The sequence below is a fragment of the Pseudomonas vranovensis DSM 16006 genome, assembly GCF_000425805.1.
Classification (GTDB): Bacteria; Pseudomonadota; Gammaproteobacteria; order Pseudomonadales; family Pseudomonadaceae; genus Aquipseudomonas; species Aquipseudomonas vranovensis.
The window spans coordinates 356,011-370,646 of record NZ_AUED01000001.1; the positions used below are offsets into that span (position 1 = coordinate 356,011).

At 62.6% G+C, this 14,636-nt stretch carries 14 protein-coding genes; 6 read left to right on the forward strand and 8 right to left on the reverse strand.

All coding sequences use genetic code 11. From position 1 onward, the window contains the following. The first annotated feature begins 19 nt into the window (after positions 1-19). Together H621_RS0101865 and H621_RS0101870 are read left to right on the forward strand one after the other, a co-directional pair. Positions 20-1,222, forward strand: coding sequence for an acyl-CoA dehydrogenase family protein (locus H621_RS0101865; RefSeq protein ID WP_028941734.1), 1,203 nt, complete (start codon positions 20-22; stop codon positions 1,220-1,222). 88 nt (positions 1,223-1,310) lie between these two features. Continuing rightward, entirely contained in the window at positions 1,311-2,639 is a 1,329-nt protein-coding gene (locus H621_RS0101870; protein WP_167332082.1) for an MFS transporter, read from the forward strand. Between the two features lie 174 nt (positions 2,640-2,813). Here H621_RS0101870 and H621_RS0101875 read toward each other — a convergent pair whose 3' ends face one another. Together H621_RS0101875 and H621_RS0101880 are read right to left on the reverse strand one after the other, a co-directional pair. After that, positions 2,814-3,914: a sigma-54 interaction domain-containing protein gene (locus tag H621_RS0101875; protein ID WP_028941736.1), complete on the reverse strand. Its 1,101-nt coding sequence runs from the start codon at positions 3,912-3,914 to the stop codon at positions 2,814-2,816. 10 nt (positions 3,915-3,924) lie between these two features. After that, positions 3,925-5,100, reverse strand: a complete 1,176-nt coding sequence (locus H621_RS0101880) for an acyl-CoA dehydrogenase family protein (RefSeq protein WP_028941737.1) — start codon at positions 5,098-5,100, stop codon at positions 3,925-3,927. A 211-nt stretch (positions 5,101-5,311) separates the two neighbouring features. Here H621_RS0101880 and H621_RS0101885 point away from each other — a divergent pair, with 211 nt between their 5' ends. Next, entirely contained in the window at positions 5,312-5,527 is a 216-nt protein-coding gene (locus tag H621_RS0101885) for a TOBE domain-containing protein (RefSeq protein ID WP_010227092.1), read from the forward strand. Here H621_RS0101885 and H621_RS0101890 read toward each other — a convergent pair. The 3 genes from H621_RS0101890 to H621_RS0101900 form a co-directional block, all read right to left on the reverse strand. After that, positions 5,522-6,139, reverse strand: a complete 618-nt coding sequence (locus H621_RS0101890; protein WP_028941738.1) for a helix-turn-helix transcriptional regulator — start codon at positions 6,137-6,139, stop codon at positions 5,522-5,524. The genes H621_RS0101885 and H621_RS0101890 overlap by 6 nt on opposite strands. Positions 6,140-6,152: 13 nt before the next feature. Next, positions 6,153-6,785 (reverse strand): hypothetical protein, encoded by a 633-nt coding sequence (locus H621_RS0101895; protein WP_028941739.1) that lies wholly within the window; start codon positions 6,783-6,785, stop codon positions 6,153-6,155. A 126-nt stretch (positions 6,786-6,911) separates the two neighbouring features. Beyond that, positions 6,912-8,333: a purine-cytosine permease family protein gene (locus H621_RS0101900; protein WP_028941740.1), complete on the reverse strand. Its 1,422-nt coding sequence runs from the start codon at positions 8,331-8,333 to the stop codon at positions 6,912-6,914. A 171-nt stretch (positions 8,334-8,504) separates the two neighbouring features. Here H621_RS0101900 and H621_RS0101905 point away from each other — a divergent pair, with 171 nt between their 5' ends. Continuing rightward, a complete protein-coding gene (locus tag H621_RS0101905; protein ID WP_028941741.1) occupies positions 8,505-9,455 on the forward strand; it encodes a Dyp-type peroxidase in 951 nt (316 codons plus the stop codon). Between the two features lie 15 nt (positions 9,456-9,470). Here the strand turns inward: H621_RS0101905 and H621_RS0101910 are convergent, their stop codons facing one another. Further along, positions 9,471-10,358, reverse strand: a complete 888-nt coding sequence (locus H621_RS0101910) for a LysR family transcriptional regulator (protein ID WP_028941742.1) — start codon at positions 10,356-10,358, stop codon at positions 9,471-9,473. A 230-nt stretch (positions 10,359-10,588) separates the two neighbouring features. On the opposite strand from H621_RS0101910, the gene moaB reads away from it, so the two are divergent. Continuing rightward, entirely contained in the window at positions 10,589-11,128 is a 540-nt protein-coding gene (moaB, locus tag H621_RS0101915) for a molybdenum cofactor biosynthesis protein B (protein ID WP_028941743.1), read from the forward strand. Beyond that, positions 11,125-12,330 carry a molybdopterin molybdotransferase MoeA gene (locus H621_RS0101920; protein WP_028941744.1) on the forward strand — a complete coding sequence of 402 codons (1,206 nt, stop codon included), beginning with the start codon at positions 11,125-11,127 and terminating at the stop codon, positions 12,328-12,330. The genes moaB and H621_RS0101920 overlap by 4 nt, the downstream gene beginning before the upstream one ends. A 160-nt stretch (positions 12,331-12,490) precedes the next feature. Here H621_RS0101920 and H621_RS0101925 read toward each other — a convergent pair whose 3' ends face one another. Together H621_RS0101925 and moaA are read right to left on the reverse strand one after the other, a co-directional pair. Next, positions 12,491-13,390 (reverse strand): bestrophin family protein, encoded by a 900-nt coding sequence (locus tag H621_RS0101925; protein WP_028941745.1) that lies wholly within the window; start codon positions 13,388-13,390, stop codon positions 12,491-12,493. Positions 13,391-13,416: 26 nt separating this feature from the next. Continuing rightward, a complete protein-coding gene (gene moaA, locus H621_RS0101930; RefSeq protein WP_036989300.1) occupies positions 13,417-14,430 on the reverse strand; it encodes a GTP 3',8-cyclase MoaA in 1,014 nt (337 codons plus the stop codon). Positions 14,431-14,636: the final 206 nt, after the last annotated feature.

The following is a 14,636-nucleotide window of genomic DNA, read 5'->3' on the forward strand; positions in this document are numbered from 1 at the left end:
ATTTGTACAAGGATGCTTTATGCCTGGCTTACTTGCAGTACCCCAACGCCGTCACCTGGACGACCTCAAGGGCAACACCGAGAACCTGCTGCCGCTGATTGGCGCAGGCGCTGCACAACGTGAACGCGAACGCCGGTTGCCCTATGAGGCGGTGCGTCAGATCGCCGAGGCCGGGCTTTACACCTGCCGCATTCCTGAAGCCCACGGCGGGCCGGGAGGCAGCGTCAGCGATGTGATCGGCCTGCTGCTGCGCATCGCTTCGGTGGACTCCAACGTCGCCCAGGCATTGCGCCCCGGCTTCGGTTTTGTCGAAGGGCTGCTGGCGTCCCGTGCCGAGGGCGCCGAGGTGGAGCGCCAGCGCTGGTTCGCCCGTTACCTGGACGGTGCGGTGCTGGGCAACGCCGGTTGGGAAGTGGGCGGGGTCAACGGCGCGATCAGTGCGCGCATCGTTCGCGATGGCGAGCACTACCGGGCCAGTGGCAGCAAGTACTACAGCACCGGCTCCCTGTATGCAGACTGGATCAGTGCCGTGGCCCTGGATGAAGACGACCAGCCGGTTTCTTTCGTGTTGCCCCGTGATCGCCAGGGCCTTGAGCTGCTGGACGATTTCGACGCGATGGGCCAGCGCCTGACGGCCAGTGGTACCACCCGGCTCAACGATGTACGGGTGTATGCCGACGAGATTCGTACGCGCACCGTGGAGGAGGGCAAACGCACCATCGTCACGCCCTTCCTGCAGTTGTTCCTGGCCACGGTGCAGGCAGGTATCGCCCGCAATGCCCTGAACGATGCCACCCGCTTTGCCCGCGAGCATGCCCGCCCGATCAAGCACAGCAGCGCCACGCGCTCGGTCGATGATCCGTATGTGCAACACAGCGTCGGCGATATCGCGGCCCGGGCCTTCGCTGTCGAAGCGGTGGTGCTGCGCGCCGCAGCCTCTATCGACCGGGCCTGGGCCGCCGACCTTGATCCGGCGCTGGTCGATCAGGCCGCCATCGATGTCGCCCAGGCGCAGTACATTGCCGCCGAGTCGGCGCTCAAGGCCGCAGAGCTGTTGTTCGATGTCGGCGGCGCCTCGACCACCGGGCGTAGCCATAACCTCGACCGCCACTGGCGCAATGCCCGCACCGTGGCCAACCACAACCCGCGTCATTGGAAGGCGGCGGCTGTGGGGGCCTGGTACTTGACCGACACGCCACCGCCGACCTCGGGGTTGTTCTGACTTGGGCGCGCTGCAGGCGCCGCTCCTGACCCCGCCGGTCGCCAATACGTCTCGGCGGGTGCCGGTCATTATTGGGTGTGCGTTGTTGATGGAGCTGATCGACGCCACTGTGGTGATGACCGCCTTGCCGCAGATGGGCGTCGAACTCGGCGTGCCCAGTGTGCGAATGAACCTGGTGGTGTCGCTGTACCTGCTGGCCGCGGCCCTGGCGGTGCCGGTCAGTGGCTGGGCTGCCGACCGCTTCGGGCCACGGCGCTTGTTCGTGTTGGCGATGGTGCTGTTCACCCTGTCGTCGCTGGCCTGCGCGCTGGCCGGTTCGTTGCTGCAGCTGTGCCTGGCGCGGCTGTGCCAGGGGGCGGCCGGGGCGATGATGGTGCCGGTGGGGATGATGATCCTGTTGCGCTGGTCACCGCGTGAGGACCTGCTGCGCAACATGTCGTACCTGACCATTCCACCCCTGATCGGGCCGATGCTCGGGCCACCGCTGGGCGGCTTGATGGTGACGTTGCTGTCCTGGCAGTGGATCTTCCTGGTCAACCTGCCCATCGGGGTGCTGGGGATCTACCTGGTACTGCGACACATCCCGGATTACCCGGGCGCCAGTGATCGGCCGCTGGATGGGCGCGGGTTGTTGCTCAGCAGCGTCGCCCTGGGGGCGTTGGTGTTCGGATTCGAGGCGTTGGGCCACGGCTTGCTGGCGCGTCGGTGGGTGGCGGTACTGCTGGTGCTCGGGGCGTTGGCGGCGTTGCTGTATGTACGCCATGCCCGGCGGTGTGCGCAGCCCTTGCTGGATTTTTCGCCGCTGCGGGTGCGCAGCTTTGCCCTCAGCTACTGGGGTGGAAACCTGTTTCGCCTGGGCACGGCGGCGCAGCCTTTTCTGATGGTGCTGCTGTTTCAACTGTGCTTTGGCCTGAGCCCGTTACAGGCGGGGCTGTTGACCTTTACCGGCGGGGTGGGGGCGTTTGTGGTGAAACTGCTGGCGGTACGGATCGTGCGGCGCCTGGGGTTTCGCCGAACCTTGAGCCTCAACGCGGTAATGACGGGGCTGAGCCTGCTGGCCTGCGCTCGCTTCGACCTGGATACGCCCTACTGGCTGGTGGTGCTGGTGTTGTTCTGCAGCGGGCTGATCCGTTCCCTGCAGTTCAGTGCCATGGGCGGACTGACCTATGCCGATGTGCCGGCGCGGTTGCACAGCAGGGCCAGCAGCCTGTCGGCGGCCACGGTGCAATTGACCATGAGCGTGTCGGTGGGCATTGCGGCTTCGTTATTGGGCGTGTTGATGAGCCTCAAGGCTGAGCAACAGGTAGGGGTGGGGGATATCGCCACGGTGATGGGCGTGTGCGCAGTGGTGTGCATGGCGTCGGCGCTGGTGTTCCGACACTTGGCGCCGGAGGCGGGGCGGGATGTCTACCGATAGGCGCGTACCCGGTTCAGCCGCCGCTCACCTTCGCCGGCGGGTGAGATGTTCCTCGGTGGGAGCGGGCTTGCCCCGCGATGCGGTGTGGCTGGCGGAATGGTGAGTTCTGTGACGGCCTCTCGCGGGGCAAGCCCGTTCCTACATGAAGTGCGCCCAGTTCAGGTCGTACCTGGTTCAGATGGAGAGGTTCAGCACGCGCTCTCCCTGAACAGTCTCGGCCGGCCGCCGCCGGTTCACTGCCAGTTCACCGATCTTGATCAACCGGCTACGGGTGATGTTGCGGCTAAGCCCGAGCAGGTTGGCGGTGTGGACCTGGTTGTAATGACTGAAGCGGTAGGCTGCGCGCAGTAACGCATCATCGACTTTCTCATGCAACGCACCAGGCGCTTGCTCGAAGAGCTTCTGGAAGGCGCGCTCAAGCAACCCTTCGGCCGAGTCGTCGCAGTCGCCGTTGTCGTCGGCGCGTTCGATGCGCAGGTTCGACAGGCGCAGGTCCTGCTGGCGGATCACACCGTCGCGGCAGATCAACAGCGTATGGTGAATCACGTTCTCCAACTCGCGGATATTGCCCGGCCAGCCATAGCTGCGCAGCCTGGCTTCGGCCTCGCTGCTCAGGCTCACCGCGCCATAGCCCAGGCGCTGGCTGTAGGCCTGGATGAAGTGGCGCACCAGCGGCAGGATGTCGCCAGGCCGCTCGCGCAGGGGCACCAGCTCCAGGCTGACAACGTCCAGGCGGTAGTAGAGGTCTTCGCGAAAATGCCCGGCGTTGATGGCTTTTTCCAGTTGTACGTTGGTAGCCGCCAGCACCCGTACATCGATGGGGATACTTTTGCGCGACCCCAGGCGCACCACTTCGCGTTCTTGCAATACCCGCAGCAATTTGACCTGGATGGCCATGGGCAAGTCGCCAATCTCATCGAGGAACAGGGTGCCGCCATTGGCTTCCTCGAACCACCCGGCCTTGGCACCCAGGGCGCCGGTGAAGGCGCCTTTTTCATGACCGAACAGCTCGGCTTCTACCAGCGACTCGGAGAACGCGCCACAGTTGACTGCGACAAAGGGCTTGTCGCGCCGACCACTGAGGTTGTGGATGTGGCGGGCCACCAGCTCTTTGCCGGTTCCGGTCTCGCCGATGATCAGTACGCTGGCTTCACTGGGGGCGACCTGTTGCAGGTGCGCGAGCAGGGCCTGTGACTTGGGGTCTTCGAACACCTGCGCCGTGGCGCGGATCGAGGTGGCCAGGGCCGGTGAGGGCGGGAGGGTCAACAATTGCATGGCGGTCACACTATGAGTAGAAGGTCGGAGTCGGCAGTTGCCCGTTCAGGGCCCACTCACCGAGTTCGTGCAGCTTGTAGTCCAGCGGGTCGTGCAGGCTCTGGGTACGCAGGTTGCGCCAGTGGCGGTCGAGCCCTACCGAGGCCTGGGTGGCACGGGCACCGGTGACTTCGAAGACCTTGCTGCAAATTTCCAGGCCGTCGCGGCTGGCGGCGACCTTGGCGGTGGCGATGGTCACTGCCAGGCGCCCGCGTTGCTCGGCGGTAAGCGCCGGGCCTTTGCTCCAGGCGTCGTCCAGCGCTGCGGTGGCTTGTTGCACCAGGCCCCGCGCACCCTGCAGACGCACCCAGAAGTCACCGAAGTGATTGAGTACATATGGGTCCTCATGCACCTGCTCGACCGGGGACTTGAACCAGCGCCGCGACTCCGTCAGGGCGTAGTGACGTGCTTCTTCGAAAGCGCCTTCGGCAATGCCGAGAAAGACATGGGCGAAATGCAACTGGGCAATCAACGGCCTCAGGCAGGCAAAGGGCGTGCTCAGGGGACCAGGGTCGAGCAACAGGTCGCTTTCCTCCACCCGCACCCGCTCGAAGGTGGCACTGCCGCTGTCGGTCTGGCGCTGGCCCATGTTGTGCCAATCGTTATGCAGGGTGATGCCGCTGCGGCCGCTGGGAATGGCGGCGATCAGCAGCTTGCCGCCGGCGGCTTCATCCACGGCTGAAGCGATCAGCATTTGCGAGTCGCTGGCGCCGGAGCAGAAGCTCTTCTTGCCGGAAAATTCGCGATAGCTGCCGTGGTCTTTGACCACGGTGCGGGTGTCCAGCGGGTTCAGAGCGTTGCCCCAGAACCAGTGCTTGCGGGCGGTGAGCTCGAACCAGGGCTGCCACTGCGCGGGTGTGGCGAACAGGCGCACGGTGGCGAGCATCAGGTGATGAAAGCCGAAGACATGGGCCAGGGAGCTGTCGACTCGGGCAAATTCGCGCACCACCTCGAAGGTTTGCGCCCAACTGCCACCCAGACCGCCGAACTCGCGGGGAATGCTCAGGGCCAGCAGGCCGCTGCGACGTATGGCATCGCGCTCTGCCTTGGGCGTACCGCCCTGGCGGTCACGTTCGACGACGGTGCGGGCAAACTCGCTGGCCAGGGCCCGGGCTGTCTGCAATGGGGTTGAGGGGGCGATATGCAAGGTGCGCTCACTGGGGCTCGGAGAGATACAGTGATGCTAAATGATCTAAAAAATCTAAAATAAATAACTTATAGATCTTTAGTTATGTCGTTTTTTATATTTCTAAACGATCTTACTAAGTAAGTATTTATTCTTTTTAATTTTAATCGGTGCAGCGCACTCTCCACCTCAAGCACTGCGCGGCAGTGCATCCAGAACGAGGAAGCAGCATATGACCATCAAGGCGATCAACGTACGCAATCAGTTCAAGGGCACGGTCAAGGAGATCATAGAAGGACCGGTGGTTTCGGAGATCGACGTGCAGACCTCCGCCGGAATCGTCACCTCGGTGATCACCACCCGTTCGGTGCATGAGCTGGAATTGCGGGTGGGCAGTGAGGTGATTGCCTTCGTCAAATCCACCGAGGTGTCGATCGCCAAGCTATGAGGCGTCGCGCAACAATTGAAAACGACACACCTGTCCTCCGCGCAGCATGCATTCCAGGTGCTGCACCTGCCCACCTCCCAGACTGCCAATCAGCGCCAGGTCGAGCTCACAGATTTGCGGGTGAGCCTCGGCCAACTGATGGAACACGCAGTTGTGGGCGACGATCTGCACAGGGCCCCCTGAGCGGAAAAACACTTCGGCTTCGTAGCCAACCTCCTTCATGCGGGCAGCAATCTGTGCTTCGTCCAGCCGGGTTGCGCTCAGGTCACGGGCGATTTTTTCGCCCAGGCTGCGCATCAGACCAATCAATGCCTCTTCGCCGATCAAGCTGGCGACCTCGCCAATCAGCAGATTCGCCAGCAGGTGGTAGTGGCGCGGGAACAGCTCCTGGCCTTGGCGGCTGAGTTGATACAACTGCTCGGGGCGCCGGCCGGTGGCGCGCAGTTCACCGCGCGTCACCAGGTCATCACGCTCCAGCGCCGATAGGTGCTGACGCACAGCCGTGCGGGTGACTGCCAGCTGGCCGGCCAGTTCTTCAATGCTCATGCCGGCGGGCTTGTACAACAGTGCCGAGAGCAGATCCTGCTGGGTGCGTCCCAAGCCTTCGAACATTGGTTGACCTCGCTCAGAACTTGTTCGGGAACTGTTTGACCAATGCCGCCGTCAAGGCATCGGCCAGCCCCAGGATATGTTCGCGCATGTGTTTCCAGGTGACGGCTTCTGTCTTGTAGTCCTTCTTGCCGAATTCGTCGATCTGGGCGACATGGTGCCCACCATGGGCGGCGAGCAGGGTGTTGAGCGTCGATTCCGGCAGGTTGGGGTTGGCAGTGGCGAGGAATTTGGCCAAGGCCTTGGCGTTGCTGGAAAGCTCGGCCACGGCCGCTTGTTTGCCGCTGGCCGACTGGCTGACGCTGGCATCACTGTAGTGCTTGACCGCCCCCCAGTGCCCGCCAAGCAGTTTCAACAGCTGATCTGCGGCAGGCTGGCCGTAGAGCGGGGCAATGCTGTTGGCGATGGCGGTAGCGTTGCTGACCACCTCCTGGCTGGCGACTTCGGCTTGCTGGCGATCACCCAGCTGGTTGGCCAGGGCGTAATTGCGAATCCAGAAAATATGCTCCACCCACAGGTCACGCAGGGCCAGGCGGGTGATCAAGGTGGCCGAGTCGGCGGGGGGCGAGGTGGTTTGTGCGGCGGTGCTGAGGGCGGGGAGCGTACACAAGGCTGCAAGCAGCAGCACAACGGGCAGTTTGATCTTCATGGCAGTACCCTCGAGGGGTGAAGTGGCCTACAAGATCAATTACAGCATAGAAATATGTCGTTAATGATTGGGGCGCCGAACGGTGGTTACCCACCGCCAGGGCGGTGGGTAACCGAAGGGCTCGGCTCAGGAACGGACGGCATCTGGCAGGATCATCCGCGCCGGTGCCTGGGCGGCCTTGTCACGGGCGACCAGGTAGTAGAGCACGCTCGGTACGACCAGGCCGATGATCCACGACACATCGACGCCGCCCAGGTAGGCGACCATCGGGCCGGTGTAGAGCTTGGTGGAAATGAACGGCATCTGCACCAGCACACCGAGGGTGTAGACGATGATGCCGGACATGTTCCAGCGTCCGTAGCGGCCTTTGGGATCGGCCAGCGCCGGTACGTCGTAGCGTTCCTTGGTGATGAAGTAGTAGTCCACCAGGTTGACCGCGCTCCAGGGCACAAAGAAGGTCAGCAGGAACAGGATGAACGACTTGAAGGCGCTGAGGAACGAGTGTTGGCCGAGCAAGGCAACCACCGTCGAGGCACCGACAATGGCGAGCACGAACAGCAGGCGCTGGCGGCGGCTGACGTCGATGTGCCCGCGAAAGCCACTGATGATAGTGGCGATGCACATGAAGCTGCCGTAGGAGTTGAGGGTGGAAATGGTCACCTTGCCGAAAGCGATGCTGAAGTACAGCAGTGCAGCGGTGGCACCGGTGCCCCCCAGGCCCACGATGTAGGCCACTTCACGCCCGGAAAACTGGCCGTTGGCGATGGCGGCGGCGAACACCCCGAGGACCATCGACGCCTGGGCGCCGATCACCGAACCCAGGCCGGCGGCGAGGAAGGTCTTGAACGAGGAGGTGCTGCTTGGCAGGTAGCGGGAGTAGTCCGCCACATAAGGACCGAAGGCGATCTGCCAGGACGCCGACAGCGACACCGCGAGCAAGAACGAGGCCCAGGTGAAGTGGCGGTTTTCCAGCAACTGGCTGATGTCGGCAATGGCCATGATGCGGCTGAACAGGTAGACGAAGGCGATGATCCCCAACACGCTGGCGATGCGCCCGATCCAGTGGATCACGCGGTAGCCGGACACCGTGGCGAGGACGATGACCGCGGCGAAGATCAGGATCCCGGTACTGTCGCTGACGCTCAGCAACTGGCCGATGGCCTGGCCGGAGAGCACCGTGCCGGTGGCGGTGAAGCCCAGGTACATCAGGCACACCAGGGCAATCGGGATGGCCGCGCCATAGACACCGAACTGCACGCGGCTGGAAATCATCTGCGGCAGGCCCAGCTTGGGGCCTTGGGCTGCATGCAGGGCCATGACCGCGCCGCCGGCCAGTTGGCCGATCAGCAAGCCGATCAACGACCAGAACACATCGCCGCCCAGCACCACGGCCAAGGCCCCGGTGACGATGGCAGTGATCTGCAGGTTGGCACCCAGCCACAGGGTGAACTGGCTGTAGAGGCGTCCGTGCCGTTCATTCTCCGGGATGTAGTCAATCGAGCGGCGCTCGATCAAGGGCTTGCTGCGCGGGGCGCTGGCCTGGGTCATTGCTGTGGATCTCCGCATATTGTTGTTGTCGAGCGGTCGGGTCACCGGCCGGACGCGGGGCGGCGACGCCAGCAGATATGAGCATGTATATACAATTACGGTCAAGTGAATGTGTCGAAACATTGCAGCTCTGCTAGGCTGCAGGTTTTCAGCCTCACAGTATTCACCTCCATGCCTGAATCGATGCCCGAACCCCAAGCCGTCTGCAGTCCCATCACCCGCAGCGCGATCTACCTCGTTGTCACCCTCAACCCCGGCGAGGCGGCAGCCGAACAGGTACGCGGCTGGTGCGCCGACGTCGCCGGGCTGACCCGCTCGGTGGGCAAGCGCTCGCAGGGCGGCAACCTGTCGTGTGTCTGTGGCTTTGCTGACAGCGCCTGGGATCGCCTGTTCGGTCAGCCACGTCCGGCAAACCTCCATGGCTTTCGTGAGTTCGGCCCGCCAGCACGCCGTGCCCTGGCGACGCCAGGTGACCTGTTGCTGCACATTCGCGCCGAACACATGGACCTGTGCTTCGAACTGGCCACCCAGTTGATGCAGGCACTGGGCGATGCGGTCACGGTGGTCGACGAGGTGCAGGGCTTTCGCTACTTCGACATGCGCAGCATCATCGGTTTTGTCGATGGCACCGAAAACCCGGAAGGGCGCAAGGCCGAGGCCTCTACCTTGATTGGCGATGAAGATCCGGCGTTCAGGGCGGGCAGCTATGTGCTGGTGCAGAAGTACCTGCACAACATGACGGCGTGGAATGCGTTGTCGGTCGAGGCCCAGGAGCGGGTTATCGGGCGCACCAAACTGTCGGATATCGAACTGGACGAGTCGGTGAAGCCGAGTTGCTCGCACAGTGCCTTGACCGTCATCACCGACAGCAACGGCGAGGAGTTGAAGATCCTGCGCGACAACATGCCTTTCGGACGCCCTGGTGCCGGTGAGTTCGGCACTTATTTCATCGGTTACGCGCGCTCCCCGGTGCCCATCGAACGGATGCTCGAGAACATGTTCGTCGGCAACCCCGAGGGCAACTATGACCGCCTGCTGGATTTCAGTACGGCGGTCACCGGGGGGCTGTTTTTCGTGCCTTCGGCCGACTTGCTCGAAGACCTGGCGCAGCGTACGCCCTGATCCGGGCGCTTGTCGTCATGGCCTATCGAGCAGGGCCTTGACCTCGGCAAAGCATTTTTCCGCCAGGGCCGAGCGCGGTTCGCTGCGGCGCAGCAACAGGCCGATGGGCGCATGCACGCTGGCACTGGCAATCGGCACGATGCGGATGTGTTCGCTCAGGTCGTCCAGCCCGCAGTTGAGCGGCATGATGGCGCAGCAGATGCCGGTGCAGATCGCCTGGATCAACTGGTAAGTGGAGTCGCTCTCCAGTACGGGTTTGGGGTACAGGCCCCGGCTGCGAAAGCTCAGGTCTACCGACTGGCGATAGTGCATGCCCTTGGAGAGCATCCCCAAGGGCAGATCGCTGATCTGGTCCCACGGTAGCTCGGGCTGGTCGAACTGGAAGTGGCGGGTGTCGTACAGCAGGCCCATGCTGGTGGAGCCCAGTTCAATCACCTCGAAGTAGGCGGTGTTGATCTGGTCCAGATAGCAGATTCCAAGGTCGAGCTGGTTGCGGCTCAAGCCATCGATGACCTGCTCCGAGCTCAGGGACGAGAGCTGGAACTGCAACTCGGGGTAACGCTGGGCCAGTGGGGTGAGAAAACTCATGGGGTTGATGCTCGACAGTGGCACCATGCCCAGGCGCAGGCTGCCGACGATCTGCCCGCGACAACTGGCGGCTTCGGCCTGCAAGCCGTCGTAGGCGGCCAGCAGGGTGCGGGCCCAGGCGAGGATACGCTCACCGGCTTCAGTGAAGCCTTCAAAGCGTTGGCCGCGGGTCACCAGCACCAGGTCCAGCTCATCTTCAAGGTTGCGCAGGCGCATCGACAGGGTAGGCTGGGTGACGTGGCACAGGGCGGCGGCCTGGCCGAAGTGGCGGGTCTGGTCCAGGGCGATGAGAAACTTGAGTTGTTTGATGTCCATGGCACGGCCCGGCAATTGATCTGAAGCGAATATCCAGTGTTACCGATGGCACTGATATTCGTCCAATGAGAAATCGTGAACGGCTGATAGGTGAGGTCGATCAAGCCCGGCCCAGAGCGGTGCGTTGCCAATAGATGAGGTCGATGGGGTGTTGGGAACTGTCGATTGGACGACCCAGGCGTCAGCCACTAGTTTGCCCGTAGATAATGAACCTTGGTGAGCCTACCGATATGAGTGTGAAACTGGACGCGGTCTTTGTGCCGCTCAACATTGCCGTACTGACGGTCAGTGATACACGCACCTTCCAGACCGATACCTCCGGTGAACTGCTGGCCACCCGCGCAGTGGAGATGGGCCATCGCCTGGTGGCGCGTGCCCTGGTCAAGGACGACATCTACAAGATCCGCGCCCAGGTGGCGACCTGGATTGCCGACGAGCAGGTGCAAGTGGTGCTGGTGACCGGTGGCACCGGCTTTACCGCCCGCGATAGCACGCCCGAGGCGGTCGCGTGCCTGCTCGACAAACATATCGAGGGCTTTGGCGAATTGTTCCGTGCCCTGTCGATCCTGGATATCGGCACCTCCACTGTACAGTCCCGCGCCCTGGCGGGCCTGGCCAACGGTACGCTGGTGTGTTGCGTGCCGGGCTCCACCGGCGCTTGTCGTACCGCCTGGGAGGGGATTCTTGCCGAGCAGCTCGATGCCCGTCACCGGCCCTGCAACTTTGTCGCCCATCTGAAACCTGGCCAACTGTGTGAGTCGCGCCAATGAATACACCTGCGCTACTGGCGGTTGACGATGCGCTGGGCCAACTGCTGACGCTGGCAGAGCGTGCCCCGCTCGACGCGGTCGAGACGCTGGGCCTGGCCGATGCCGAGGGTCGTGTGCTGGCCGGTGACGTGGTAGCGATTGTCGATGCGCCAGCCTGGTCGAACAGTGCCATGGATGGCTACGCCTTCAACCTGGTCGATGCCATTGGTTTTCCCTTGCCCGTTTCCCAGACCGTATTTGCCGGTCAGGCGGGTGAGCCGCTGGCACCGGGCACCTGTGCGCGCATCTTCACCGGGGCGCCGATCCCCCAAGGCGCCAACTGCGTGCAGATGCAGGAAAACTGCACAGTACTGGAGGACGGTCGGATTGCCGTGCAAGGTACTCTGCGCGAGGGCGCCAACATTCGCCAGCAAGGCAGCGAGACCGCTGTCGGTCAGTTGCTGCTGGGCAAGGGTACGGTGTTGAGTCCGATCGCCCTGGGGGTGCTGGCGTGCCAGGGTATCTATCGCGTATCGGTTGTGCGCAGGCTCAAGGTCGCCTTGCTGTCCACGGGTAACGAACTGGTGGGCGAGGGCGAGGTACCGGCCCCGGGACAGATCCACGACAGCAACCGTGTGGTATTGCAGTCGTTGTTGCAGCGCATGGGCTGTGACGTCATCGACCTGGGCAAGGTCAATGACGAGCTGGCATTGATACGCGCAGCCCTTGAACGGGCAGGCAACGCCGATTTGATCATCAGCAGTGGTGGTGTGTCGGTAGGGGATGCCGATTGCATCGGATCACTGTTGCGCGAAGCGGGCGAGGTGCTGATGTGGAAATTGGCGATCAAGCCAGGCAAGCCGTTTACCTTCGCTCATTTCAACGGCGTACCGTTCATTGGATTGCCGGGTAATCCGGGCTCGTCGCTGGTGACCTTCCTGATGCTAGCCCGGCCTTACATCCTGCGTCGCATGGGGCGTGCCCGGGTCGAACAGATGCGCTTGCCGGTGGTCTGCGGGTTTGACTGGCCCAGGGCGGGACGACGTCAGGAGTACCTGCGGGTCAGTATCGAGCAGGGTCGAGCGGTGTTGCAGCCGAACCAGAGCTCGGGGACCTTGCTCAGTGCTACCTGGGCGGATGGACTCCTTGAGGTGCCGGTCGGTACCACGTTCAAGGCAGGCGATTCGCTCGACTTCATCCCGTTTGCCAGTTTGCTGGCGTAGGCCCGGGCGACCGCTGCGCAGCCGATTGCAGGCTATCGCCAGCGGCTACGGGTTTGGCCTGCAACCTTAATCGCTGCCGAGGCACGAGGCTGCGATCAACCGCGAATCGGTCGCAGTCCAGGCGCCGTTCGAGCGGCAAACCAGCCCCCTCAGGCATTGATCAGGTGAGCACAAAATCCACCGGCTGCAACGGTGCGGGCAGGTCCGTACGGCCGATCGCGGTCAGTATTTCGCGCTCGATGGTGCGTACCATGGCATCGGTGGGCAGGTCGTTTTCTTCACGGCCGAACGGGTCTTCAAGTTCGTCGCTGATGGCGTCCAGGCCAAAGAAGGTGTAGCTGACGATCGCGGTGAAAATCGGTGCCAGCCAACCCAGCGGTTGGGCCATGGCAAACGGCAACAGTACACAGAACATGTAGATGGTGCGGTGCAGCAGCAGGGTGTAAGGGAAGGGCAGTGGTGTGCTCTTGATCCGCTCGCACACGGCCTGGGCTTCGGACAACCCGCGCAGGCGCTGCTCCAGGGTCATGTAGCGCCATTCGCTGATGGTGTTTTCTTCTGCCAGGCGCGAGCAGGTGCTGCCGGTGTCTTGCAGGATGGCGTCGCTGATGTTGTGTTCGGCCAGGGTGTGTACGTCCGGCACCCAGTTGCGCGCCGCTTTGAGTTCGTCTTCACCACGCAACCGCGCATTGAGCGCATGGGCGTAGCCGCACAGGCCCAGCAGCAGTCGCTCGCGCAACGTGGCGTCGGCAATCACGCAGCTCTCGCGGATGAACGAGCGCACTTCAATGATCACCAGCCCCCAGGCTTTACGACCCTCCCACCAGCGGTCGTAGCAGGCGTTGTTGCGAAAGCTCATGAAGATCGACAGCGAAAGGCCGAGCAGGGTGAAGGGTGTGGCATTGACCTTGGAAAACAACGCGGGGTGCAGGTTTTCGATCAGCACAATCAATGAGGCGAGCGCTGTGACCATAAAGGTGCGCCGGGCGATGCGTTTGGCGATGGAGCCTTTGAGGCTGATCAGGACGTTGAGCAGGTTGGGCTTGGGGTGAACGATCATGGAGGTCCTATCGGCGGCGGCAGCACTCAGCCGCCGGTCATGTTCATGAAGCGCAGGATCTGTACATCGCCATTGACGTCGAAGTGATGGCGATAGGGCTTGAGGGCCATGGCGTTGCAAATGGCCTGGTCCAGGCGGGTGCTGTCGCCAGGGTGAGCACGCAGTACGTGCTTGAGGTCGCTGGCGTGCTCATTGCCCAGGCACAGCAGCAAGCGCCCTTCGACGGTCAGCCGCACCCGGTTGCAGGTGGCGCAGAAGTTGTGGCTGTGGGGCGATATGAATCCGATGCGGATCTGCGGCGCCTCGGCCAGGCGCCAGTAGCGCGAAGGGCCTTGGGTGGATTCAGCCGATTCGATCAGGGTGAACTGCTCGCCGATACGCTGGCGCACCTCATCACTTGAGCAGTAGGACTCGCTGCGCTGGTGTTCGCTGATGACGCCCAGGGGCATTTCTTCAATGAAGGAAATATCCAGCTCGCGGTCGATGGCAAAGCGCACCAGATCATTGACTTCGCCATCGTTGCGGCCCTTGAGCACCACGCAGTTGAGCTTGGTGCGACGAAAGCCGGCGGCGCGCGCGGCGTCGATGCCGGCGATCACTTGTTCCAGGTCGCCCGTGCGGGTCAGGGCCTTGAAGCGTTGGGCGTCGAGGCTGTCCAGGCTGATGTTCAGGCGTGAAAGGCCGGCATCGAACAGCGGCCCGGCCAGGCGTCCCAGTTGCGAGCCGTTGCTGGTCATGCACAGCTCGCGCAGGCCCGGCAGGGCGGCGATGCGGGCACACAGCCCGACGATGCCGCTGCGCACCAGTGGTTCACCGCCGGTAAGGCGGATCTTGCGGGTGCCCAGGGCAACGAAGCGTTCAGCCACCTGGTACAGCTCTTCAAGGCTGAGGATTTGCTGGCGCGGCAGGAACTGCATGTCTTCGGCCATGCAATAGACACATCGAAAGTCGCAACGGTCGGTGACCGACATGCGCAGGTAATCAATCTTTCGATTGAAGCCGTCGACCAGTGTCTTGTCCGTTGCATTCACGGTTGCCATTACCTCTTTTTAATTGCCAATTGGGTCGTGGTGGTGAACGCATTCTTTGAACGTTAATTAAATAACTCTCCCAACTTGTGTCGAGCATAGGTAGCACGGGAAGGTGCGTCAAATTGCTTTTAATGACCAACCGATAAGTACCCTCTATCACGGCTGGAGGGCCCGTATTTTGCTAGTTGTGGCTTGATAGAGATCCTTGATCATCC

Bases quoted from the DNA above. Each gene is read 5' to 3' on its own strand.
- H621_RS0101865 (WP_028941734.1), top strand. From the start codon at position 20: ATGCCTGGCTTACTTGCAGTACCCCAACGCCGTCACCTGGACGACCTC.
- H621_RS0101870 (WP_167332082.1), top strand. From the start codon at position 1,311: ATGGAGCTGATCGACGCCACTGTGGTGATGACCGCCTTGCCGCAGATG.
- H621_RS0101875 (WP_028941736.1), bottom strand. From the start codon at position 3,914: ATGCAATTGTTGACCCTCCCGCCCTCACCGGCCCTGGCCACCTCGATC.
- H621_RS0101885 (WP_010227092.1), top strand. From the start codon at position 5,312: ATGACCATCAAGGCGATCAACGTACGCAATCAGTTCAAGGGCACGGTC.
- H621_RS0101890 (WP_028941738.1), bottom strand. From the start codon at position 6,139: ATGTTCGAAGGCTTGGGACGCACCCAGCAGGATCTGCTCTCGGCACTG.
- H621_RS0101895 (WP_028941739.1), bottom strand. From the start codon at position 6,785: ATGAAGATCAAACTGCCCGTTGTGCTGCTGCTTGCAGCCTTGTGTACG.
- H621_RS0101900 (WP_028941740.1), bottom strand. From the start codon at position 8,333: ATGACCCAGGCCAGCGCCCCGCGCAGCAAGCCCTTGATCGAGCGCCGC.
- H621_RS0101905 (WP_028941741.1), top strand. From the start codon at position 8,505: ATGCCTGAATCGATGCCCGAACCCCAAGCCGTCTGCAGTCCCATCACC.
- H621_RS0101910 (WP_028941742.1), bottom strand. From the start codon at position 10,358: ATGGACATCAAACAACTCAAGTTTCTCATCGCCCTGGACCAGACCCGC.
- moaB (WP_028941743.1), top strand. From the start codon at position 10,589: ATGAGTGTGAAACTGGACGCGGTCTTTGTGCCGCTCAACATTGCCGTA.
- H621_RS0101920 (WP_028941744.1), top strand. From the start codon at position 11,125: ATGAATACACCTGCGCTACTGGCGGTTGACGATGCGCTGGGCCAACTG.
- H621_RS0101925 (WP_028941745.1), bottom strand. From the start codon at position 13,390: ATGATCGTTCACCCCAAGCCCAACCTGCTCAACGTCCTGATCAGCCTC.
- moaA (WP_036989300.1), bottom strand. From the start codon at position 14,430: ATGGCAACCGTGAATGCAACGGACAAGACACTGGTCGACGGCTTCAAT.